We start from the raw sequence: 22,041 nt of genomic DNA on the forward strand, positions 1-22,041 counted from the left end.
GCGGCCCAGCGCACGCTTCGTGTCGGCGCGGCGTGGGACGATGGGGGCATGCCAGACGCCGCTCCCCTCGTCGACGTGCGGGACATGGTCCGGCTGGTCGGTCAGGGGTCGTTCCAGCGTGGGCGCGAGTACGCTCGCGACGGCGCCGTGTCGGAGATCGAGTGGGACCAGGAGACGGGACTGCTCAGCAGCACCGTGCGCGGATCGGCCGACAGCGTCTACCGCTGTCACATCGAGCTCGCGCCCGCCCGTGACGGCTACCATCGGCCGGTCAGCGGCAACTGCTCGTGCTTCGTCGGCGCCGACTGCAAACACGTCGCGGCCACGCTGCTCGAGTGCAACACGATCCACCTGCGCGCCGCCGGAACCGGTGCCGAGACGGCGATCCCCGGTGTGCAGCGCGGGAGCGAGCTCGTCAGCGCTCGCCACATCCCCTCGACCCCGGCCCCACAAGAACCGGCCGACTGGAAGTCGGCGCTCGGCGCCCTGACAGCGCAGCCACAGGCATCCGCCCCCGGGTTCGCGCTGCCGGAGTCTCCGCTCGCCCTGCAGTTCGAACTGCGCGAACAGACGCCGCGCACCCGCGACCGCTGGCGCGGGCCCACCGCGACGACCGCCACCAGCCGAGTCGAGGGCGTCGAGTACCGGCTCGGCGTCCGCCCCGCGATCCGCAGCGGCGCCGGCAACTGGGTGCGCGGCAACGTGACGTGGAACTCGCTCGGTTTCCAGACGAACCGGCTCACCCTCGACGCCGAGCACCAGCGCTGGTTCGCGCAGTTCGTCGCGTTGTACCGTGCGACGACGCGCGACGTCTACACCGGGCAGGACACCGACTGGATCTACCTCGACGAGTTCCACAGCGGGTTGCTCTGGAGCATGCTCGGCGAGGCAGCGACGATCGGCATCGAGTTCATCGGCTCGAAGAAAGACGTCGTGGTGCGGGTCGGCGGCCGGGCCGAGGTTCATCTCGAGGCGGTGCGCGACGGCGATCTGCAGCTGAAACCGGTGCTCACCATCGACGGCTCCCGTCACACGGCCGAATCGGCGGGCGCCATCGCCGACCACGGGGTGTACACGACCACGTTCTCGCCGACGGTTTTCACCGTCGCACCCGTTGCAGAACCGCTGAGCGGCAGACAGCGCGCGCTCCTGGGCAGAGACGCGACGGTCGTGATCCCGGGGTCCGACGTCGACGAGTTCCTCACCGAGTACTACCCGGCCCTTCGCCGCACCATCGAGGTGACCGGCGACGAGTCGGTCGCACTCCCCCAGTTGTCACCCCCGGTGCTCGTGCTCACCGCGACCTTCGGCAAGAAGCAGTCGCTCGCCCTCGCCTGGACGTGGGAGGAGGCGGGTGATCACGCGGTCGAGGCCGCGACCACCGCGCGTGTCACCGCCGTGCTCGACGGCCCTCCGGAGGCCGCCCTGCTCCTCGGCCTCGACGCGGCCGAATTCTGCACGCAGACGCTGCCGCGGTTGGAGTCGCTCGAGGGCGTGCGGGTCGACCTCAAGGGCAAGCGCCCCGACTACCGGGAGCTGACGGAGGCGCCGACGCTCGTCGTCACCACCGTAGAGACCGACAAGCGCGACTGGTTCGACCTCGGCGTTCTCGTGAGCGTCGACGGGCGCAAGGTGCCGTTCGGCCCGCTGTTCACGGCACTGTCGAAGGGGCACAAGAAGCTCCTGCTGGTCGACAACTCCTACCTGTCGCTCGACCAGCCCGTGTTCGCCGAGCTGCACCGTCTCATCATCGAGGCGTCGGCGCTGGCCGAGTGGGAGACCGACGCCCCCAAGATCAGCCGCTACCAGGCGAGTCTCTGGGCCGAGTTCGAAGACCTTGCCGACGAGACCGAGCAGGCGGTGGCGTGGCGGGCGACCGCCGCGGGCCTCAACACAACGTCAGGCGTCGAACCGACCCCGCTGCCCGCCGGAGTCGCCGCCACGCTCCGCCCCTACCAGCAGGAGGGCTTCGACTGGCTGGCGTTTCTCTGGCGGCACGGCCTCGGCGGAGTGCTCGCCGACGACATGGGACTCGGCAAGACGCTGCAGACGCTCGCGCTGGTCGAGTATGCGCGCACCCTTCGACAGGCTCAGGGAACGGAGGCGGCTCAGGGAACGGAGGCGGCTCACGGCCCGTTTCTCGTCGTCGCGCCGACCTCGGTCGTCGCCAACTGGGTGACCGAGGCGCAGCGCTTCACCCCGAACCTGGTCGTGCGCGGCATTACCGCGACGAACGCGAAGAGCCGGTCGAGCGTCGCCGACGACAGCCGCGGGGCGGACATCGTCGTGACCTCCTACGCGCTCTTCCGACTCGACTTCGCCGCCTACCAGGAGCAGAGCTGGGGCGGACTCGTGCTCGACGAAGCCCAGTTCGTGAAGAACCCCGCGTCGAAGGCGCACCAGGCGGCCGTCGAGCTGAAGGCTCCGTTCAAGCTCGCGATCACCGGCACGCCCATGGAGAACAGCCTCATGGACCTCTGGTCGCTGTTCGAGATCGTGGCTCCGGGGCTCTTCCCGTCGTGGCGGCGATTCACCGAAGACTATGTGAAACCCATCACCTCACCGGCAGCGGACGAGTCTGAGCGCGCGGGCGAACTGCTCGCTCGACTGCGGAGGCGCATCCGCCCCCTCATGATGCGACGCACCAAGGATCTCGTTGCGACCGAACTGCCGGCCAAGCAGGAGCAGGTGCTGCAGATCGAGCTGGCCCCGCGGCACAAGACGCTGTACGACACGTTCCTGCAGCGCGAGCGGCAGAAGCTCCTCGGCCTCATCGAGGACATGGACAAGAACCGGTTCATCGTCTTCCGGTCGCTCACCCTGTTGCGCATGCTGAGCCTCGACGCCTCACTCGTCGACGAGCAGTACAGCGACGTGCCGTCGAGCAAGCTCGACGCCCTGTTCGAGCAGCTCGACGACGTGGTGGCAGAGGGCCACCGTGCACTCATCTTCAGCCAGTTCACCAAGTTCCTCGGCAAGGCCGCGGCGCGACTCGACGCCCGAGGGATCGCCTACGAGTACCTCGACGGCTCGACCCTGAAGCGCGCCGACGTGATCAAGCGGTTCAAGCAGGGCGACGCCCCGCTGTTCCTCATCAGTCTCAAGGCCGGCGGGTTCGGACTCAACCTCACCGAGGCCGACTACGTCTTTATGCTCGACCCCTGGTGGAACCCCGCGACCGAGGCCCAGGCCATCGATCGCACGCACCGCATCGGCCAGGACAAGAACGTGATGGTCTACCGACTCGTCGCCACCGGCACCATCGAGGAGAAGGTCATGGCGTTGAAAGAGAAGAAGGCGCGCCTGTTCGACGCCGTCATGGACGACGACGCCGTGTTCAGCTCGGCGCTCACCGCCGACGACATCCGCGGCCTGCTAGACGGGTAGGCGGCGCGCGTCGGTGGGCTCCAGTACCCTGAATTGGTGAGCACCGATTACGTTAACGCCCCCGTAGACCGAGAATCCGCCGAATCCCTCGCGACCCAGGGCCTCGTGCTCGACGTCGTCGACACCGCCGACGCCGAGTTGTTCGGCAGCTGGCTGCAGGCCGAATCGCGTGGATTCCACGACGGACCAGAGCCGGTCGAGAAGATCGCCGCGTGGGTCGACGGTCTGGCCTACCGGCGAACGACCGGCGTGTGGGACGAGACGACGACGGATGCAGCGGCGCCGGTCGCCACTGTCAGCTCCTGGGTCGCCCCGCTCACCGTGCCGGGGCACACGACCGTCGACGCGTGGGCGATCAGTGCGGTCACAGTCTCGCCCACCCACCGCCGCCGTGGCATCGCCCGCAACCTGCTCGAGTCCGAGCTGCGCACGGCGAACTCGCTGGGTGTGCCGCTCGCGATGCTCACCGTCTCGGAGGCCACCATCTACGGCCGCTTCGGGTTCGCGCCGGCGGTGATGGCGGCCGATTGGACGATCAACGCCCGCCGAGCCACGTGGTCAGGCCCCACCCCGCACGGACGCGTGCAGTTTCTCACCATCGCCGAGGCCGTCGAGCAGGGTCCGGCGCTGATCGAGCGGGTGCGGCTCGCGTCGCCCGGCCAGATCGAGACGTGGCCGCTGCTGTGGAAGCGCATCCTCGGTCTGCTGCCCGGCGACAAGGACGCGCCCAAGAACCTGCGCGTGGTGCGTTACGACGATGTCGCAGGCGTCGCGCAGGGCATCGCGGTCTACAAGCTCACCGAGCACCCCGTCGACATCTTCGGGTACACGCTCGACGTCGTCTTCCAGGCCTCGGCGACCGACGACGCCTACGCGGGACTCTGGCGCTTCCTGCTCGAGATGGACCTGGTCGGCGAGGTGACCGCGTCTCTGCGTTCCGTCGACGAGGGGTTCGCCTGGCAGGTGGCCGACTTCCGTGCCGCACGCAAGACGCGGCAGCGTGACCACCTCTGGACGCGCATCCTCGACGTGAAGGCGGCGCTCGAGGCGCGCAGCTACAGCGCGCACGGCAGGATCGCCCTGCAGATCTCCGACCCGCTCGGTTTCGCCGCGGGCGACTTCCTGCTCGAGATCGCCGACGACGGCTCGGCCACGGTCGAACCGCTCGTCGGCGAGATCCCCGACGATGCGGCGAACGTGGCGCTCAGTGTCAACGATCTGAGCGCGCTCTACCTCGGCGGGGTGTCAGCGGTGACGCTGACCCGCGCCGGCCGCATCACCGAGTTGCGCGAGGGTTCGGCCAGTGCTCTCGACTCGTCGTTCCGTTCGGCCGTCACGCCGTGGCTCAGCATCTGGTTCTGAGCCGCTGCCTCACTCGGCCCGCATGAACCAGGGCGGGTAGACCGCGACGCGGGTGCTGAACGCCGACGCCTTGACGATCGCCTTCACCGCGTCCCGCGCGCGGTCGTTGGCCACACCGATGAGAGACACCAGCTCGATCGGGAATTCGTCTTTCACCAGGTACTCGGCGGCGAGGATCTGCACCGACTCCTCCTCGCCACGGAGCTTGCGCAGCACGCGGTCGCCCGCCTCCCGGGTGGTGGCGAAGCGGGTGAGCGTGTGGGCGGCGTCTCCGTCGGTCACGACGATCGCGGCGTCGCGCTCGTCGTCGTCGGCCGCGTGCGCCGCGACGACGCTGCCCACGCTGCTGACGAGGATCACGTAGTCGGAGGGGATCGTCTCCCGGATCGCGGCGGACAGGCGCGGGTCGTCGGCGTGCTCGCGAACGCTGATCCACAGACTCGACGTCGGGCTGAGGAAGAAGGGAACGTAGCTGGCGACGCTCGCGGCGGTGTCGTCGGAGACGACGATGGTGCGCCGCGACTCGCGCGTCTCTGCCGAGGAGATGTCGACGGTGGGCCGGGTGATCCAGGTGTCGTTCGCGTCGGCGAGGAGGCGGCCGGTGCTGAGGATGTCGGCGAGGTTGCTCACGTGGGTCACGTGGTAGATGCGCTGGTCGCCGACCTCGACGGGCGGGTTGCGCAGTGAACCTGCCGGGGCGGGCTTACGCGGGGCCGTCAGCGACTGGGCGCGTGGCCGGGTGACTCGCGGTTTCGAGACCACAGCGACCGGGACATCCGGAGCCGCCTTGGGGAAGCAGGCGTCACAGAGCCCATAATCGAGTCCGTGGATGCATTCCTCGCCCAAGTGGAAACCTTTCGTCGTCGTGGAACTGTCCACCTGTCAACGTTACGCGGCTTTTGCGCCCAGTGCGCACCAGACCGCCTCTAAGCTGATCGGATGTCTGCCCTCGCCCCGTTTCTTCCCGCCCCCGGGTCCGTCGTGATGTTCTCCACGACGTGGTGCGGATACTGCACGCGCCTCAAGTCGCAGCTCGACCGGGCCGGCGTGCCGTACACCGAGGTCAATATCGAAGAGGTCGAGGGCACGGCCGAGCTGGTCGCCGCTGTCAACGGCGGCAACCAGACCGTGCCGACGGTCGTGTTTCCCGACGGCACCACCGCGACCAACCCTTCGGTGTCCGCGGTGCAGCAGAGGCTGGTCTAGTACCCGCTACGCCCTGCGCGCCCGCTGTGGTTGGGAGACCGTGAACGACGCCGCGATGTCGAGCAGAGCTGCGACGGCGGCCAGGTCCTGCCGTTCGGCATCGGTCGGCTGATCGCCACCGGCCGTCACGACGGTGACCACCTGTTCGAGATACTCGTGATTGAGGCGGTGTCGGGTGCCGGAGTCGATCCCCAGCGCGAGTGCCGTCTCGAGGAGCGCCGCAGCGTCGGTGGGCGACAGCGCACGGTCGACGAGGGCGCGGTCGACGAGAGCCAGGTAGTCGATGTGCTCGATCGGGCCGTCGACGGCCGGGAGGCGATCGGCGACGAGGGCCAGCGAACCCTGCTGGAACGGCCCGGCGGGTGGCCGCGGCGCCCAGGAGAAACCCGACGGGGCCGGGATGCTCCAGGGCGAGGCATCCACACGCTCCAGTGCACGCGACCACTGCGGATCGAACGGGGCGACGCGGATGAGGCGACCGAGGAGTTCCGCGCCGGCCCACGCACCGGCCGGAGGCCTGCTGCGCCGCTCGCCGACGGCGTTCGCGAGCGAACGTCCCACCCCGGGAAGGTGACGCCGCGCGAGGTGGACGGTGCAGAGCGGCCTGCTCAGCGGGGTCGGCGTCTCCAACCCCGCGAGGTCGAACTCGGTCGCGAGGAACCGAGCGACGAAGCGGGCGTTGTGAGCCACGACGGCGCGGCCCTCGAGCAGCGCGCACAGCTCGGGCGCGATCTGCGCAAAGGTCGGCGCCAGCCGTACGTCGCTCGCACGGATGCGGCGCACCTCGCGTTCACGCAGGTCGCGCCCCGGATTGACGAGGGTGTCCCACTCCCCCGTGATCCTCCCGCGGCAGTCGACGTGCACGACGGAGACCTCAATGACGCGGTCGTGGCCGGTGCCGAGCAGGCCGGTCGTCTCGACATGGACGACCGCGTACCCAGACGCCACGTGTCCTCCAGCCGCACGATATGTAGCTGCGAGGCTATGACATGCTGGCGCGGCGGTGTATCCCCCGTCAGGGGTACGGGATATCGTTCTCGGGGCTCCCCGCGCCCGCCGACACCACACACACGCAAGGACAGCAGTGCCCTCCCGCAACACCCGTACCAGTCGCACAGTCCCCGCTCGCGTCGTCGCCGTGTTGGTGGTGTTCGCCGTCGCGTTCTACCTGCTCAGCGGATTGCTCGCCGAGACCCCGGTCCCGGGTTCTCCCTCGACGGTCGCCGAGACCGCGACCGCGACCGCGACACCGACACCCGTCGTCCCCGACGCCTCTCCGAGCGCCACGACCGCGCAGACCCTGGCCGCTCTGGCCGCCATCCCGGTCAAGGGGCGTTCGCCGAAGACAGGCTACGACCGCGAGGGGCAGTTCGGCAGTCCCTGGACGGACGAAGACCACAACGGATGCGACACACGGAACGACATCCTGGCCCGCGATCTCGCGGCGGCGACGCTCGAGGGAGCCTGCAGGGTCGTCAGCGGCACTCTCGCCGACCCGTACACCGGCGGGTCGATCGCATTCGAGCGCGGAGAGCAGACCTCGGCCCTCGTGCAGATCGACCACGTGGTCGCGCTGTCGAACGCGTGGCAGACGGGTGCCGCGCAGATCGGCCCCGAGCGTCGGGTGGCCTTCGCCAACGACCCGCTGAACCTGCTCGCGGTCGACGGGGCGACCAACAGCGCGAAGGGCGACGGGGACGCCGCCACCTGGCTGCCGCCCTCCACGGCCTTCCGATGCTCGTATGTGTCGCGACAGGTCGCTGTGAAGTCCGCATACTCGCTCTGGGTGACGCCGGCAGAGCACGATGCAATAGCCCGCGTGCTCGCGAACTGCCCGTAACCGACCGCGAAGGCTGCCTGACCGGCACTTTGGTCATTGGCGCGGGCGTCGCACGGTGTCTACAGTTGCCCCATGACAACGACGTCTTACCCGACGCGTGCCGCGACCCGAACCCGCAGGCCCGCAACTCCCGCCCGCATGGTCTTCGGACTCCTGCGCCTCGCCGCGGCAGCTACTGCGCTCGCGGCGATCATCACCCAGATCAGCGAGCGTGTCGCGAACGGCGCGTTCGTCCCGGAGTGGTACTTCAGCTACTTCACGGTGCAGTCGAGCCTCATCAGCGTGGTCGTGCTCGGCGTGGGCGCCGTGCTCGCCTTCCGCTGGCGGAGCGACCCCGAGCTGTTCACGGCCGTCAGGATGTCGGCGGTCGCCTATGCGACGGTGACCTGCGTCGTGTACAACGTGCTTCTCCGCGGCCTTCCCGACCAGGGTTTCGTCGGACTCGCCTGGCCCGGCGAGGTGCTGCACGTCTGGATACCGGTGTTCCTGATCGTCGAGTGGGTCGTCGCTCCCGGACGCGCCGTACTCGGGTGGGAGCGGATCTGGACGGCCGTCGGCTTCCCGCTCGTCTGGCTCGGTTTCACCCTCGTGCGTGGAGTGCTCGGACGCTGGTACCCCTACCCGTTTCTCGAGCCGGACGCGCCGGCCGGACCCGTGAGCGTGCTCGCGTACATCGTGGCCATCTCGGCGTTCATCGTGGGAGTCGCGGCACTCGCCATCGGCATCAGCCGTGTCGGGATGCGCAACCGAGCAGGCTAGTCGGCCTTGCGCAGCTCGTTCTGCACCATGAGTGCGAGACCGCGCAGCAGGGCCGAGTCGGCCTCGGTGAAATCCCGGGGTTGCGGATCGAAGACACACACCGTGCCCACCCGCACACCGTTCGGCGCCTCGACGGGATACCCCGCGTAGAAGCGCAGGAACGGCGGTCCCGCGACCACGGGGTTGAGTGCGAAGCGCGGGTCCTTCGAGGCGTCCTCGACAGTGAAAAGCTCTCGTCGCTGGATTGTCACCTCGCAGAATGAACTCAACCGGGGCACCTGATCGAGGTCGAGGCCGAGTCGCGACTTGAACCAGTGGCGGTCATGGTCGACGAAGGTGATCGCGGCCGACGCCGCGCCGAGAAGATCGCGAGCCGTCGCGGTGATGCGGTCGAACCGTTCCTCGGGCGCGGTATCCAGAATGTGGAGCGAGTCGAGAGTGGCCTGACGGGCGCCCTCGTTCACCGGCTCTCCCGGCTCGCGGTCGTGATCCGACGGCGAGAGCCGCGACGCCACGGTCTGCGACAGCAGCTCGGCCCACCGTGAATACGTCGCCGAGCTGCGGAACCTGTCGGTCTCGCCCGAACTGGTCGCCTCGAAGGGCAGAAACGTCGTGCGCTCCCTCGAATCGGCGACCTGTCGGCTCACGTCGTTGAGTGACGCCGCGTGCCGCACGCCCAGGAGGTTGATCGCGACAGGGTACTTCTGCAGCGCCGGCAAGGGCGGAACACCGATGATGAACACTTCCTGGGTGTCTCCCCCGCGGCCACCGACCAGGTCCAACACCGCGTCCAGATCCGACCGCCAGCTGTCGACGGGCTGGAACATCAGAGTCTCGATGAGCCCGAGCGAGAGGACCACGGCGTCGAATCGCTCGAGAGGCTGTCGCGTGAGCACGTCGAGCAGCACCTCGGCCGTCATCTCGCGGTCGACGACGATGTCCATGTCGACCGCGCGTCCCGTGATCGCGGTCACCTGTCTGGCGAGATGCCCGGCGAGAGCCAGGTCGTGTGACAGCACGCCGAATCCGATCGAGGTACCGCTGCCGGCCAACAGGACCTTGACGGGGCTCGCTCCGCCGGTGTGCACGGCGGCGAGCCCGGGCGGCTGCGGGATGATGGCGCGCGTGAGCGCAGTCGACGACAGCCACATGCGCACGCCCTGCCGGGCGACACCGTGTACCGCGCGCTTCAACACTCGGACCCCCTCGCAGGACCTCGGGCGCCCTGACGCGGGCGCTCCATCCGCACCCAGAGATCAGTGTATGACCGCCTCTCTGCCGGGGCGCCACTTCGACCTGCTCGGTCGAGCGTGTCGGCGCGGCGGCGGCTAGCCTGAATCCATGTCTCCCACCCCTCCCATCGCCCGCAAGGTACCGACCGAGCGCCGACACCACGGCGACGTGTTCATCGACGACTACGAGTGGATGCGCGACAAGGAGTCCCCCGAGCTGGTGGCTCATCTCGAGGCCGAGAACGCCTTCGCCGACGCGCAGACCGACGAGCTCTCCGGACTCCGCGACCGGATCTTCGGCGAGATCCAGTCGCGCACCCAGGAGACCGACTTGAGCGTCCCCGTTCGCGACGGCGACTGGTGGTACTACACCCGCACCGTAGAGGGCCAGCAGTACGGTATCCACTGCCGGGCGCCCATCGCGGGCGGCGACGATTGGATTCCGCCGGTCGTCCCCACCGCCGACGGAGCCTCGTCGGGCGAGCTCGCCGGCGAGCAGGTGCTGCTCGACGACAATTCCGAGGCTGACGGTCTCGACTTCTACTCGCTCGGGAGCTTCGACGTCAGCGGCGACGGGCACACCCTGCTCTACGCCGTCGACACCGAGGGCGACGAGCGCTACACGCTGCGTCTCCGTGACCTCCGCTCGGGCGAGAACCTCGTCGACGAGGTGCCCGGCACGTCGGCCGGAGCGACCTTCGACGCCTCGGGACGTTTCGTCTTCTACACGACGGTCGACGACGCCTGGCGTCCCGACACAGTCTGGCGGCACGAGGTCGGCACGCCCGCCTCCGCCGACGTCACCGTCTTCCACGAACCCGACGAACGCTACTGGGTGGGCGTCGGGCTCATGCGCAGCCGACGATTCATCGAGATCGAGCTGGGCTCCAAGATCACCAGCGAGGCGCACATCCTCGACGCGCAGGATCCGACGGGCGAGTTCCGGGTGGTCTGGCCGCGTCGTGATGGGGTCGAGTACTCGATCGAGCACGCGGTGATCGACGGCGAGGACCGCCTGTTGGTCGTGCACAACGACGGCGCCGTCGACTTCCAGGTGACGGATGTCCCGGCCGACGACCCCCGGTCCCCAGGTCGCACGCTCGTTCCGCACCGCACCGGAACCCGAATCGAGAGCGTCGACGCGTTCGCGGGCCACCTCGTTCTCGAGTACCGTCGCGACGCGCTGCCCCGGGTGGCCGTGCTGCGGCTGGATGCGCCCGACGCCGACTTCGTCGAGGTCCCCTTCGCGGAGCAGCTGTTCTCGGTGGGAGCAGGCGGAAACCCCGACTGGAACCAGCCGACCGTGCGCCTGCACTACGCGAGCTTCGTCACCCCGTCTACCGTGAACGACCTCGACGTCGCCACCGGCCAGCTTCGACTGCTCAAGCAACAGGCGGTGCTCGGCGGCTACGACCCCGCGCTGTTCGTGCAACGCCGAGAGTGGGCGGTCGCCGACGACGGCACACGCATCCCCATCTCGCTCGTGTACCGCAGCGACCTCGTCTCCCCGGGCACGCCGTCGCCGCTGGTGCTGTACGGCTACGGCTCTTACGAGCACAGCATCGATCCCGGTTTCACCATCTCCCGCCTGAGCCTGCTCGACCGCGGTGTCGTCTTCGCCGTGGCGCACGTGCGCGGCGGCGGCGAGCTGGGCCGCGACTGGTACGAGCAGGGCAAGACGCTCACCAAGCGCAACACGTTCACCGACTTCGTCGCGGCGGCCGGCCACCTGACCGACATCGGAGTGACGAGCTCCGAGCGTCTCGTCGCCGAGGGCGGCAGCGCCGGAGGTCTCCTGATGGGCGCCGTGGCCAACCTGGCCCCCGAGGCGTTCGCCGGCATTCTCGCCGTCGTGCCCTTCGTCGACCCCCTCACGAGCATCCTCGATCCCTCCCTGCCGCTGACGGTGATCGAGTGGGACGAGTGGGGCGACCCTCTGCACGACGCCGAGGTATACCGGCTGATGAAGTCATACTCCCCCTACGAGAACGTGCGGGAGACCGAGTACCCGCGCATTCTCGCGGTGACGAGCATCAACGACACGCGAGTGCTCTACGTCGAGCCGGCGAAGTGGGTGGCGCGGCTTCGTGAGGTCGGTGCATCCGTCATTCTCAAGACGGAGATGAGCGCGGGCCACGGCGGGGTGAGCGGGCGTTACGAGTCATGGCGTAAGCGGGCGTTCGAACTGGCCTGGGTGCTCGACGTGCTCGGCCTCTCGAAGACCTGACCGCGAACCGTCACTCGTCGTTCGCGCGAAACCTGTTCTCCGGGTCGAGGGTGCGCAGCAGCTCGCCCATGATCCGGTCGAGATCGGCGATGTCGGCGGCGCTCAGCGGGTCGATCACATTATCGCGCACCGTCTCGACGTGTCCGGGAGCCGTGGCGACCACCTTCTGCCAGCCCGCTTCGGTGAGCGTCGCGTTGGTGGCCCTCCGGTCGTCGGGGCACGGAGCACGGTCGACATAGCCGCGCTTCTCCAGCCTCGACACCACGTGCGACAGGCGCGGGAGAGTCGAGTTCGTCGCGGAGGCGAGCGAGGTCATGCGCAGGGTCCTGGCGGGCGCCTCCGACAGCATCGCCATCGTGAAGTACTCGAAGTGCGTGACCTCGGCGTCGCGCTGCAGCTGGGAGTCGAGCACTCCGGGAAGGATCTCCACCACCGCGACGAACTTCTTCCAGGCGCGGAGCTGTTCGGGAGTGAGCCATCGGGTCTCGGTCATCTCGTGAGTTTACCGCCTTGGTTGACACTACAACTAAGCCCGTTGAGCGGTCGATGTCGACCTGGTCGGAGAGCGGACCGGCGCCCGCCGAGCAAGCCTTTTCCCCGGCGCCGGACTGCGACGCAAATTCATCGGGAAGCGACTGCAACCCCATGCTTCCCCCCTGAGATGTCTGGGGTTACAGTATTGAAAGGGGGAAGCTAAATCGGCGCGTGCCGGTGCGGCCCCGTCCTCGACCACAGCCGGAGGTTCCACCCGCAATGCGACTCCCTCAGCAGTTACTCGCTCTGACGTGCCCTGAGTGCGGAACCGACAACCCCCTCGAGATCGTCTACGGGTTCGCCAGCGCGGAGATGTTCGATTCGGCGCTCGCGGGGCTCATCGCCCTCGGTGGCTGCACGTTCGACGACGACAGTCCTGCCTACCGCTGCCGCCGGGTCGACTGCGAGACCGAGTGGGGCCGTTGGGGCGACTTCCCCGACTGAGCCGTCGACTACTCTCCGCCGCCGAGTATTCGCCGCCTACTCGCCGTCGACCCGGTCGAGGAGCTTCTTGGCGGCACGCGCGATCGAGTCGTGGTCGTGCTGTGCGGCCCTGCTCTCCAGCGAGATGATGGCGCAACGATGCAGCCGGCTGAAGTCGCCGAAGGGAAAGCTGTACCGCCCCTTCGTCTCCTCGCCCTGCGACTTGTCGACGCCCAGGTGCCATTTCGCATATTCCGCGTAGCCGTGCTTCTCGATGAAGGCGTTCTCATCGGCTGCGCTCGGCGCGTCTTCGCTCCAGTCGTCTCGTTCGTCGCGCACGACACGACCGGCTCTGATGAGCGATTCGGCCTTGTCCAGGGCGTCGGAGTTCAGGGTGATTGTCATGTGACCACTGTGTGACGGAGCGTGGACAGGGCACAGAGGGTTGACTCCGCCGGTCGCGCGCCCCATCGTTCCGACCCCGCGCGTTAACCGGCGCGCGGCAGAGTGCGGTGCATGGATCTGATGAACCCGGATGCCGTCACCGCCGCCGTGGTCGCCGCGGCCACCTCACCGTGGGTCTACGGTGCGGTGTTTCTGCTCACCCTGCTCGACGCCTTTCTCGTCGTCGTTCCGAGCGAGACCGTGCTGGTCGCCCTCGGGGCACTCGCCCTCTCGACCGGGTCGCCGGATGTGCGGTTGCTGGTGCCTGTCGCCGCGGTCGCCGCGATGGCGGGCGACAGCCTGACCTACTGGCTCGGTCGCTCGGTGCGGTTCGAGCATCATGCCTGGGCGAGGCGGCGGCGCGTCGCCGCGGTGGCGGCCTGGGCGAAACGCTCCCTCGACCGGCGTGCGGCCGCGGTGCTGCTGACCGCCCGTTTTGTGCCCTTCGGGCGAATCGCCGTCAACCTCACCGCGGGCGTCAGCCGGTTTCACTACCCGCGCTTCCTCGCTCTGACCGCGGTGGCCGGGGCGTGCTGGTCGGTCTACACGGTGAGTGTCGGCGCGCTTTTCGGCGCGTTGTTCGGCGGAAATCCGCTGCTGGCCGTCGCCGTGTCTGTCGTGGTGGCACTCGGTCTGGGATTCTGCGTCGACAGGGCGAGCGAACGGATGTCGGCGATGCGACAGCGGCCCGACGACATCGCCGAATCATGAGCGCATCGCACCTTCGCCCACAGCGCAGTGCTTGGCAAGCCCTCGCGTTCTCAGGTTCGACAAGGTAGACCTATAGGGTCGGCCCGCAACTACGGGGTTGCATCGGGAGGTAGTGGTTGAGGCATGGGTAACACGCTGGAGTGCATTGGCGATTGGATTTCACAACAGCGGTGGTACGCGGGCAAGGGGCATGTCCCCCGGCTGCGTGAACTGTCTCGGCAGGTGATCCCCAGCGACGACCCCGCCGCCAGGGTCTCGATAGTGCTGGTGATGGACGACGAGGGCCACGTGCCGACCCTGTACCAGGTGCCCGTCGTCGAGCGCGACGAGCTGCAGCCGTCGGAACGGCCGTTTCTCATCGGGCGCAACGACGAGGGCTCGTACCTCTTCGACGGCCCCCACGACCCCGCCTTCCCCCGCGCCCTGCTGCGTGTGCTCGCGCCGGAGCTCGCAGACGAGGCACGGGTCACGGCCACGCGGGTGCTCGCCGCGGAGCAGTCGAACACGTCGATCATCTACGACATCGACGGCGTCCCCTCGGTCATCTGCAAGGTCTTCCGTACCCTGCACCACGGCGACAACCCCGACGTGACCCTCCCCGCCGCACTGAGCCTCGCCGGTTCCACCGCGGTGCCCAAGTACGTCGGCCAGCTCCGCAGCGAGTGGGACGACGTGGGACGCCCCGGCGGACGAGCGGCCGGCCATCTCGCCTTCGCCCAGGAGTTTCTCGCCGGCGCCGACGACGGCTGGAAGGTCGCGCTGAAGTCCGCCTCGGCGGGCGACGACTTCTCGACCCTCGCCCGCGCGCTCGGCGAGCAGACAGCGCGCGTGCACGCGACGCTCGCGGAGGTCATGCCGACGAGCGACGCCGAGCCCGCCGACGTGGCCGCGTTCGTCGCATCGTGGACCTCCCGACTCGCGCTGGCCACCCGCGAGATCCCGGCGCTGTTCGAACACCGCGAGGCCATCGCGTCGATCTATGCCGAGGCGGAGGCCGGTCGGTGGCCGAGCCTGCAGCGCATCCATGGCGACTTCCATCTGGGGCAGGCCCTGCTCGTGCCCGAACGGGGCTGGGTCCTCGTCGACTTCGAGGGCGAGCCGCTTCGGCCCATGGACGAGCGAGACCGCCCCGACGTGCCGCTTCGGGATGTCGCGGGGATGCTGCGATCGTTCGACTACGCGGCGGGCTCGACGCCCGGGGTGCCGCACGACTGGGCCTCGTCGGCTCGGGAGGCGTTCCTCGAAGGCTATATCGCGGCCTCCGGCGCGGACCTCGCGTCGTTCCGCCCGCTGCTCAACGCCTTCGAACTCGACAAGGCCGTCTACGAGGCCGTCTACGAGGCTCGCAACCGTCCGGGGTGGCTCCGCATCCCGCTCCGCGGAATCGACCAGCTCGTCGCGCGCAGGCTCGACCCCAGCACGGCCTCCTAGCCGCGTTCGCGGTACAGTGGCGCTGAGATGTCATTCACCCGTCGCACCTTCCTCATCGGCGCGGGGTCCGGCGTGTCACTGCTCGTATTGACGGCATGCACGATAGACCCGAAACCCGACCCCTCGCCGACGCCGACGCGGACCACCACCGGGCTCGTGCCTGCGCCGGCCGCAATGGAACGCAGTGCCTGGGGCGACGACACCCTGGCGCGCGGGTCGGTCAGCTACATGGCGGTCGGCTCGACGATGGAACACCGTGAGGCCCTCGGTTCAGCGCTCATCGACCGGGTGTTCTTCGCGGGCGAGGCGACCTCGACCACCAACCCGGGGACCGTGCTCGGCGCCCAGCTCACCGGCAATCGCGCGGCCGACGAGGTGACGGCCGCGAGCGACCCGTCAGAGCGCATCGCGATCATCGGCGCGGGCGCCGCCGGAGCGGAGGCCGCACGGGTGCTCGCTCTGCGCGGCTTCGACGTCGTCGTCATCGAGGCGCGCAAGCGAGTCGGAGGCCGCGTCGCGACCGTCGTCGCCACGGACTGGCCGTTTCCCGTCGAGCTCGGCGCGTGGCGGCTCTCCCCCGTGACCGACGGCGACGTGATCGCCGCCCTCGAGCAACTCGACGTCTCTACGGTCTCCCTCGACGGAGCCGCCCAGGTCTTCCGGTCGCCCACGGGTGAGACGGACTCCGACCCGGTGAGCTCCACGGCGATGTCGACGGCGCTGCAGTGGGCCCAGGGCCAGCAGCGCGATCAGAGCCTCGACGACTCCCTCGACCAATCGGGCGCGCTGCAGACCGCGAGCGAGTACTCGTCGGGCGAGGTGCTCGGCGACGAGCTTCTCCTGCAGCATCTGGCCTCTCTGGCGACGATCTACGGCGCCGACGGCTCTGAGCTGTCGAGCTGGTTCACCGTAGACGACACCCAGCCCTCCACGCTTGTGACGGGCGGCATGACCCGGGTCGTCGCCGAGTCGCTCGAAGGCGTGGAGACTTTTCTCTCGACGACCGTCGTCGGGGTCTCCTACAACGAGAGACGGGTGAGCCTGAGACTCGGCACCGGGGAGTCGCTGTCGGTCGACCGCGCGATCGTGACCGTGCCGCTCGGAGTACTGCAGCACGACGGCATCGACTTCGACCCGCTGCTCCCGTTCTCGCACCGTACGGCCATCGCCTCGCTCGGCATGGGCACGGTCGACGCGGTGTGGCTGCGATTCGACGAACCGTTCTGGACCACCGACGCCGTCATCTGGAACCTCGTCGGCACGGACGACCTCGTCACGACGTGGTTCAACCTCGAGCCGCTGACCGGCGAACCGGTGCTCGTCGGTCTCGTGGGCGGGGACGACGCGACACGTTTCGAGCTGTTGAACGACGACGAGCTCACAGCAGCACTCCGGGAGACACTGGCGCCGTTCGCCAGCTGAACCGTTCGCCGACCGGCGCGACCCGTGTGAGTGCGATCACCCCGGTGCCGACGACGGCGAAGGTCGAGAGCGCGAACGTCGAATAGAAGACGAACTCGACGGGGTCGCGCACCTGGTCGGGGTCGAGGAAGAAGTACGGGTACCAGCCGACGACCGCGCCGCGCACGAGAGTGATGACACCCCACACGACGGGATAGCCGATCGTCACGAACAGCATGCGCCACTGCGCCCGGCCACGACCGGTCGACACGGCCCATTCGACGATCGCGAAGGCGGGCAGCCAGAAGTGCAGCACCTGGTCCGACCACGGCACCTCCAGCGTGAACCCGCGCGCGCCCGCCTGCTGCACGAGGATCGCGAAGACCACGCCGGCGACCAGGATCCAGGTCAGCACGAGCGCGTGCAGGTTCGTGAGCCAGGGAGGGTCCGTCCCCGAGCGCAGAGCGACGATGCAGCCGACGACGCAGACGACCATGAACGCGATGTTGCTCTGCATGGTGAGGTAGGCGAAGAAGTTGCCGGCTGTGAAGGTCGCCGAGCCGAGCCCCCAGATGAAGCGGGCGACGAGAGAGACCAGACCGACGAGCGCGAATGCGAATCGAGCGCCGGCGACGGCAACTCGAACATTCACGCGGCAGCCTTCACGCGCACAATTCTACGAATGACTCGACCCCCGAATCGCCACCCGCGTGCTGAGCCCGCCGTCAGTGCACCAGATCCGATGAATATAGCGTGGATGGCGCAGCCTCAGGCCGCGGAACGTGCCGGTCTCCGCCCGCGATGTCGGGAATCTAGACTCGACGGGAGTGTGCGGATTCACGCGCACCGACCGGCCGCCACCTCGATCCTCGCGGGAGACCCCATGACGCACCCCTTCTCCACTTCGCTGAACGCAGAGCTCCCCGAGTGGTTGGTGGGCGAACTCGACAGCCACACCGCTCCACTTGCGACCCACGAGGAGCGGATGGCCCTTGTCAACAGCCTGGCGGCGCGCAACTTCCGTGAGGGCAACGGCGGTCCTTTCGCGGCGATCATGGTCGACCGCTCCACGAACCTCGTGGTCTCGATCGGCGTCAACGTGGTGCTCAGCTCCGGACTCTCGGCAGGGCACGCCGAGTTCATGGCGCTGTCCCTCGCCCAGACACGCCTGGGACGGTGGGATCTGGGCGCATCCGCAGAGCAGGACCTCGAGCTGGTCGTCAACTGGCGTCCCTGCATCATGTGTTACGGGTCGCTCATCTGGTCGGGAGTCAAGCACCTCGTGATCCCGGGTGACGGCCCGGAACTCGAGCAGCTCACCGGTTTCGACGAGGGCCCGGCTCCGACCGACTGGCGCGCCGAGCTCGAGAGCCGAGGAATCAGCGTCACCACCGGAATCCTGCGCGACGAGGCGATCGCCGTGTACACCGCGTACGGCGAATCGAACTCGATCGTCTACAACGCCCGCGGCACCGGCTCGCGAATCTGACGCGACTGCCTACCGCACGCGGGTGATCGCCGGCGGCCGCCAGTCGCCCGAGAGGATACGCTCGCCGGGCCGGTAGACACGGAGGAAGACGTTGAATGGCCCGGCCGGTGCGGGCAGCCAGTTCGCCTCACGCTCCGGCCCGGGCGACGAGTGCTGGATCCAGATGTCGATCGAGCCGTCGTCGTTCACGGTGAGGTCGTCCCTGTCGCCGATCGCGTAGCGGTCGATGGGGTTCTGGATGAAGAAGTGCTGGCTGTCGTACATCGTGAGTGACCAGAACGCCTCGGCCGGCGGCGTCTCCCCCGCAGCGAAACGAACGCGGTAGTCGTGCGATCCGGTCAACGGATGACCGTCCCCGTCGACGGTCGCGTGCGGGTAGAGCGCGTCGGCGTCGAGGTTGGCGCCCAACCCGACCAGCGCGATGAGAGCGCGCATGCCGTAACGGGTGCCGTAGCTGCCCAGTCCGCGCAACTGCTGCCAGCCCTCGGGCGTGAGCGAGATCGGCTGCGTCGCCGATGCGAGGAGCATCTCGAGCCCGTGCCTCGCTCCGGCGGCGATCTCGGCGGCGATCTCCGGCGGGGGCGAGTACGCGCCGGGCACGAGGCCGATCGACTCGAACGTGGCCATCACGGGAGCGTCGGCCACGGCGGGCGGATTCGCCGTCATCAGCCTCGCCAGCCGGCCGAAGAACGCATCCGAGTTCATGTCCTTCACCTGCGTCACCGGCGGGGTGCCCGTGTCGACTCCGGGTTCCAGCGGCACGTCGACGGGTGGCTGGTAGTCGGTCCCCCACGCAGAGAGGGGCACGAGCGAGAGACCGTCCTGAAACTCGTGCACTGCCGGATAGTCGGCGGTGCCGTTCGTCTGCGTGCGGCCGATTACCCACACCATCGACGTGGGAGCGTCGATGGTGTGGAGTTCTGGGGGCACCTCCCCGCGCCAGCCGGGGCCGGCGATCAAGAAGCTCCTGGCGTCGTCGCCGGTCGTGCGGGTGCCCGGCGACGCGAACACGTCGGTCCATGCCGACAGCATCGGAAGCAGGTAGTAGCGCCCTCCGCTGTCGGGAACGGTGAGGACGACCGGCTCGCTCGATAGATCCAGCCACGCGCTCGAGTAGAGCGTGTCGGCGTTGGGGCTCACGACGTCGCGGAACTCGGCGTCGGGAAACTTCCGCAGGTGCCCGAACTGGTTGACCGGTGCCTGCTTGCCGGTCGGGCGCGGCGTGTTCGTGAGAACCGCGCGGGTGACGTCCATGAGCACGAGCGGGAAGCCGAAGATGAAGGCGTTCGCCGCCGTCTCGGAAACCGCGTCCTGAGCCGTGCTCGTCATGGTGCCATCAATGCACCGGCAGAACAGCCGGTCACCACCCCAATCGGGTGACTGGGGCTACTTCTTGCCCTCGCGCGCCTCGCGGGCCTCGCGGTTGCGGGCATCGCTCTCGGCGCGCTCCGCGATCCGCTCCTGCTTCGCCGCCCACTCGCGGCGTTCGATGTCGCGCTGCTTGATGCGGGCGTTCTCCTCGCGAACGTCGGCCTGCGTGCGGCGCTCGGTCACGAGCCACCGCGGCGGTGCGGCGAGCAGCTCCTGGATCTGAGCGGTCGTGAGCGCCTCTTCGACACCACCACGGGCGAGTCCGGCGTTGGAGATGCCGAGCTTGCCCGCGACGATCGGACGGGGGTGCGGGCCGTTGAGGCGCAGCTGCACGACCCACTCCGGCGGATTGGCGAGCATCTCGTTCAGCTCGGTGCGGGTGACGTCGTTCTTCTGGAACTCTTCGGGCGCCGCCGGCAGGTAGATGCCGAGCTTCTGCGCGGCCGTCGACGGCTTCATGGACTGCGGGGAACGCTCGGTACTCATCCCTAGAGCGTAGCCTGAGCATGGCGCTTGTCGGTCTGGCTGCGCCCGCTCGCAATAATCGAAGGGATCTCGTGACTCTCGCTCTCGCCTTCGTGCCCGGCGTCACCCTCACCAAGTGGACGAGGCTGTGGGAGGAACGCCGCCCCGACGTCGGTCTGGGCTTCGTCGCCACGACGGAGGCAACACAGGTCGACGCCCTGCTCGACGGCTCGGCCGACGTCGCCTTCGTGCGCCTGCCGCTGCCCGATACCGCGCTCCCAGAGCTCAGCGTCATCCGGCTCTACAGCGAGGTGGCCGTCGCCGTCCTGCCCGAGGACCACCCCCTCGCCGACCAGGACTCTGTGACGCTCGCCGACCTCGCCGACCTCACACTGCACGACAACCAGGGAAACCTGCGCGACGCCGTCGAGCTCATCGCCGCCGGTGTGGGCGCCCTCGTGGTGCCCCACGCGCTCGCCCGGCAGAACTCCCGCAAAGACGTGGTCTCCCGCGACGTCACCGACGCCGACGAGACCTGGATCGCCGTGGCCTGGGTCACCGAGAACGAGACCGCCGACATCGAGGAGTTCGTCGGAATCGTGCGCGGGCGATCGGCCAACAGCTCGCGCGGCGGGTCGATCGCACCGGCGAAGGAGAAGATCGACCCCGACCTGCAGATCGCCAAGGAGAAGCCCGAGCGCAAGGCCCCGGTCAAGCCGCGCGGCAAGTACGTGCACCGCTCGACCGCCCGACCCCAGGGCAAGCGCCGACGCCAGGGTCGATGAGGTGCGCGCGCTGGTGCCGATGCGACCGGCGGATGTCGGCGACGTGACGGCGTTCCTGACGATCGCCGATCTGACTCTCAGCGGGCTCGACGACGCTCGTCTGCGGATCTGGCTGCTGCGATCGACCGCCGGCGCGATCGCGGGGACCACCGGCTTCGAGCTCTCGGCCGACGGCAGCGACGCGATCATCCGCAGCGTCGCCGTCTCACCCGCGGAACGGGGCCGGGCCACGGCACCGGGCTGGCCGAACACGCGCTCGACGCCGCGCGCGCCGAAGGGGCGAAGCGCGCCTGGTTGTTCAGCCGTCGATCGGGACCGTTCTGGCAAGGTCTCGGCTTCGCGAGCGCGGATCGCCACGAGCTGGCCGACGCGCTGGCCGATACCCACCAGGTGCGACTCTTCCGTGCCACAGGGCAGCTCGCCGACGAGGTGGCCTGGAGCCGCGCGCTCTAGCCTCGCTCGCGGCCTCACCCGGGAAAGGCGAGGTGCGGTCTCATCGGCTCGGTCATCGTGGGGGCACAATCCACGCAGGCGAGAGAGGTAAGACAATGAACATCTGGAACGACATCTGGTCGATCATGTGGTTCTTCTTCTGGAGTTTCGTGTTCATCGCCTATCTGATGGCGCTGTTCTCGATCATCTCCGACATTTTCCGCGACAGGGAGTTGAACGGCTGGCTCAAGGCCGTCTGGATCATCTTCCTGGTCTTCCTGCCCTTCATCACCGCCCTCGTCTATGTGATCGCACGGGGACGGGGAATGGCCGAGCGCAACCAGAAGGATGTTCGCCAGGCGCAGGAGGCAACCGACACGTATATCCGCAGTGTCGCGTCGTCGAGCCCCGCCGACGAGATCGCCAAGGCGAAGGCGTTGTACGACGCGGGCACCATCAGCGCGGAGGAGTTCGCACACCTCAAGACCCGAGCGCTCGGTACCGCCCGCGTCTAGGTGCGACCCGCGTGTAGCCCTCACTCC

General features: G+C 68.7%; 22 protein-coding genes. 14 read left to right on the forward strand and 8 right to left on the reverse strand.

The features are described from left to right. The first annotated feature begins 48 nt into the window (after positions 1–48). Positions 49–3,387 carry a DEAD/DEAH box helicase gene (locus tag ABIE21_RS03710; protein ID WP_354023430.1) on the forward strand — a complete coding sequence of 1,113 codons (3,339 nt, stop codon included), beginning with the start codon at positions 49–51 and terminating at the stop codon, positions 3,385–3,387. A gap of 36 nt (positions 3,388–3,423) precedes the next feature. Continuing rightward, positions 3,424–4,749 carry a GNAT family N-acetyltransferase gene (locus ABIE21_RS03715; RefSeq protein WP_354023431.1) on the forward strand — a complete coding sequence of 442 codons (1,326 nt, stop codon included), beginning with the start codon at positions 3,424–3,426 and terminating at the stop codon, positions 4,747–4,749. A 9-nt stretch (positions 4,750–4,758) separates the two neighbouring features. Here the strand turns inward: ABIE21_RS03715 and ABIE21_RS03720 are convergent, their stop codons facing one another. Next, positions 4,759–5,628 carry a DarT ssDNA thymidine ADP-ribosyltransferase family protein gene (locus ABIE21_RS03720; protein WP_354023432.1) on the reverse strand — a complete coding sequence of 290 codons (870 nt, stop codon included), beginning with the start codon at positions 5,626–5,628 and terminating at the stop codon, positions 4,759–4,761. 60 nt (positions 5,629–5,688) lie between these two features. On the opposite strand from ABIE21_RS03720, the gene ABIE21_RS03725 reads away from it, so the two are divergent. After that, on the forward strand, positions 5,689–5,955 hold the full coding sequence (locus tag ABIE21_RS03725) for a mycoredoxin (protein ID WP_354023433.1): 267 nt from the start codon (positions 5,689–5,691) through the stop codon (positions 5,953–5,955). A 6-nt stretch (positions 5,956–5,961) separates the two neighbouring features. Here ABIE21_RS03725 and ABIE21_RS03730 read toward each other — a convergent pair whose 3' ends face one another. Then, positions 5,962–6,903 carry a 3'-5' exonuclease gene (locus ABIE21_RS03730; RefSeq protein WP_354023434.1) on the reverse strand — a complete coding sequence of 314 codons (942 nt, stop codon included), beginning with the start codon at positions 6,901–6,903 and terminating at the stop codon, positions 5,962–5,964. Positions 6,904–7,093: 190 nt separating this feature from the next. Here ABIE21_RS03730 and ABIE21_RS03735 point away from each other — a divergent pair, with 190 nt between their 5' ends. Together ABIE21_RS03735 and ABIE21_RS03740 are read left to right on the forward strand one after the other, a co-directional pair. Next, the gene (locus tag ABIE21_RS03735) at positions 7,094–7,795 is read left to right on the forward strand and encodes an HNH endonuclease family protein (protein ID WP_354023435.1); all 702 of its coding nucleotides are present in this window, start codon (positions 7,094–7,096) and stop codon (positions 7,793–7,795) included. Positions 7,796–7,867: 72 nt separating this feature from the next. Next, positions 7,868–8,554, forward strand: coding sequence for a Pr6Pr family membrane protein (locus tag ABIE21_RS03740; protein WP_354023436.1), 687 nt, complete (start codon positions 7,868–7,870; stop codon positions 8,552–8,554). Here the strand turns inward: ABIE21_RS03740 and ABIE21_RS03745 are convergent. Next, complete coding sequence (locus ABIE21_RS03745; protein ID WP_354023437.1) at positions 8,551–9,750, reverse strand: GAF domain-containing protein; 1,200 nt, start codon at positions 9,748–9,750, stop codon at positions 8,551–8,553. The genes ABIE21_RS03740 and ABIE21_RS03745 overlap by 4 nt on opposite strands. Positions 9,751–9,895: 145 nt before the next feature. On the opposite strand from ABIE21_RS03745, the gene ABIE21_RS03750 reads away from it, so the two are divergent. After that, positions 9,896–12,013, forward strand: coding sequence for a S9 family peptidase (locus ABIE21_RS03750; protein WP_354023438.1), 2,118 nt, complete (start codon positions 9,896–9,898; stop codon positions 12,011–12,013). A gap of 10 nt (positions 12,014–12,023) precedes the next feature. On the opposite strand, the gene ABIE21_RS03755 is transcribed toward ABIE21_RS03750, so the two are convergent. Beyond that, a complete protein-coding gene (locus ABIE21_RS03755; protein ID WP_354023439.1) occupies positions 12,024–12,506 on the reverse strand; it encodes a MarR family winged helix-turn-helix transcriptional regulator in 483 nt (160 codons plus the stop codon). Positions 12,507–12,766: 260 nt separating this feature from the next. On the opposite strand from ABIE21_RS03755, the gene ABIE21_RS03760 reads away from it, so the two are divergent. Next, positions 12,767–12,991 carry a hypothetical protein gene (locus ABIE21_RS03760; RefSeq protein ID WP_354023440.1) on the forward strand — a complete coding sequence of 75 codons (225 nt, stop codon included), beginning with the start codon at positions 12,767–12,769 and terminating at the stop codon, positions 12,989–12,991. Between the two features lie 36 nt (positions 12,992–13,027). On the opposite strand, the gene ABIE21_RS03765 is transcribed toward ABIE21_RS03760, so the two are convergent. Further along, positions 13,028–13,375: a hypothetical protein gene (locus tag ABIE21_RS03765; RefSeq protein WP_354023441.1), complete on the reverse strand. Its 348-nt coding sequence runs from the start codon at positions 13,373–13,375 to the stop codon at positions 13,028–13,030. Between the two features lie 111 nt (positions 13,376–13,486). Here ABIE21_RS03765 and ABIE21_RS03770 point away from each other — a divergent pair, with 111 nt between their 5' ends. The 3 genes from ABIE21_RS03770 (at position 13,487) to ABIE21_RS03780 (ending at position 16,978) form a co-directional block, all read left to right on the forward strand. Continuing rightward, on the forward strand, positions 13,487–14,125 hold the full coding sequence (locus tag ABIE21_RS03770) for a DedA family protein (protein WP_354023442.1): 639 nt from the start codon (positions 13,487–13,489) through the stop codon (positions 14,123–14,125). Between the two features lie 123 nt (positions 14,126–14,248). Then, positions 14,249–15,556 carry a maltokinase N-terminal cap-like domain-containing protein gene (locus tag ABIE21_RS03775; protein WP_354023443.1) on the forward strand — a complete coding sequence of 436 codons (1,308 nt, stop codon included), beginning with the start codon at positions 14,249–14,251 and terminating at the stop codon, positions 15,554–15,556. 27 nt (positions 15,557–15,583) lie between these two features. Further along, on the forward strand, positions 15,584–16,978 hold the full coding sequence (locus ABIE21_RS03780) for a flavin monoamine oxidase family protein (RefSeq protein ID WP_354023444.1): 1,395 nt from the start codon (positions 15,584–15,586) through the stop codon (positions 16,976–16,978). Here ABIE21_RS03780 and ABIE21_RS03785 read toward each other — a convergent pair. Further along, entirely contained in the window at positions 16,935–17,609 is a 675-nt protein-coding gene (locus ABIE21_RS03785) for a Pr6Pr family membrane protein (protein WP_354023445.1), read from the reverse strand. The two genes, ABIE21_RS03780 and ABIE21_RS03785, sit on opposite strands and share 44 nt — an antisense overlap. Positions 17,610–17,786: 177 nt before the next feature. Here ABIE21_RS03785 and ABIE21_RS03790 point away from each other — a divergent pair, with 177 nt between their 5' ends. Beyond that, positions 17,787–18,446 (forward strand): nucleoside deaminase, encoded by a 660-nt coding sequence (locus tag ABIE21_RS03790; RefSeq protein ID WP_354023446.1) that lies wholly within the window; start codon positions 17,787–17,789, stop codon positions 18,444–18,446. Between the two features lie 9 nt (positions 18,447–18,455). Here the strand turns inward: ABIE21_RS03790 and ABIE21_RS03795 are convergent, their stop codons facing one another. Together ABIE21_RS03795 and ABIE21_RS03800 are read right to left on the reverse strand one after the other, a co-directional pair. Next, positions 18,456–19,775 carry a DUF1254 domain-containing protein gene (locus ABIE21_RS03795; RefSeq protein ID WP_354023447.1) on the reverse strand — a complete coding sequence of 440 codons (1,320 nt, stop codon included), beginning with the start codon at positions 19,773–19,775 and terminating at the stop codon, positions 18,456–18,458. A gap of 57 nt (positions 19,776–19,832) precedes the next feature. Further along, positions 19,833–20,303 carry a DUF5997 family protein gene (locus ABIE21_RS03800; protein WP_354023448.1) on the reverse strand — a complete coding sequence of 157 codons (471 nt, stop codon included), beginning with the start codon at positions 20,301–20,303 and terminating at the stop codon, positions 19,833–19,835. 71 nt (positions 20,304–20,374) lie between these two features. Between ABIE21_RS03800 and ABIE21_RS03805 the strand changes: the two genes are divergently transcribed. From ABIE21_RS03805 to ABIE21_RS03815, 3 genes are all read left to right on the forward strand, one after another. Next, a complete protein-coding gene (locus ABIE21_RS03805) occupies positions 20,375–21,067 on the forward strand; it encodes a LysR family substrate-binding domain-containing protein (RefSeq protein WP_354023449.1) in 693 nt (230 codons plus the stop codon). 294 nt (positions 21,068–21,361) lie between these two features. After that, a complete protein-coding gene (locus ABIE21_RS03810; protein ID WP_354023450.1) occupies positions 21,362–21,520 on the forward strand; it encodes a hypothetical protein in 159 nt (52 codons plus the stop codon). Positions 21,521–21,615: 95 nt separating this feature from the next. After that, complete coding sequence (locus ABIE21_RS03815) at positions 21,616–22,014, forward strand: SHOCT domain-containing protein (RefSeq protein ID WP_354023451.1); 399 nt, start codon at positions 21,616–21,618, stop codon at positions 22,012–22,014. The last annotated feature ends 27 nt before the right edge of the window (positions 22,015–22,041 follow it).

It is taken from the genome of Conyzicola nivalis (genome assembly GCF_040548875.1).
GTDB classification, from domain to species: domain Bacteria; phylum Actinomycetota; class Actinomycetes; order Actinomycetales; family Microbacteriaceae; genus Conyzicola; species Conyzicola nivalis_A.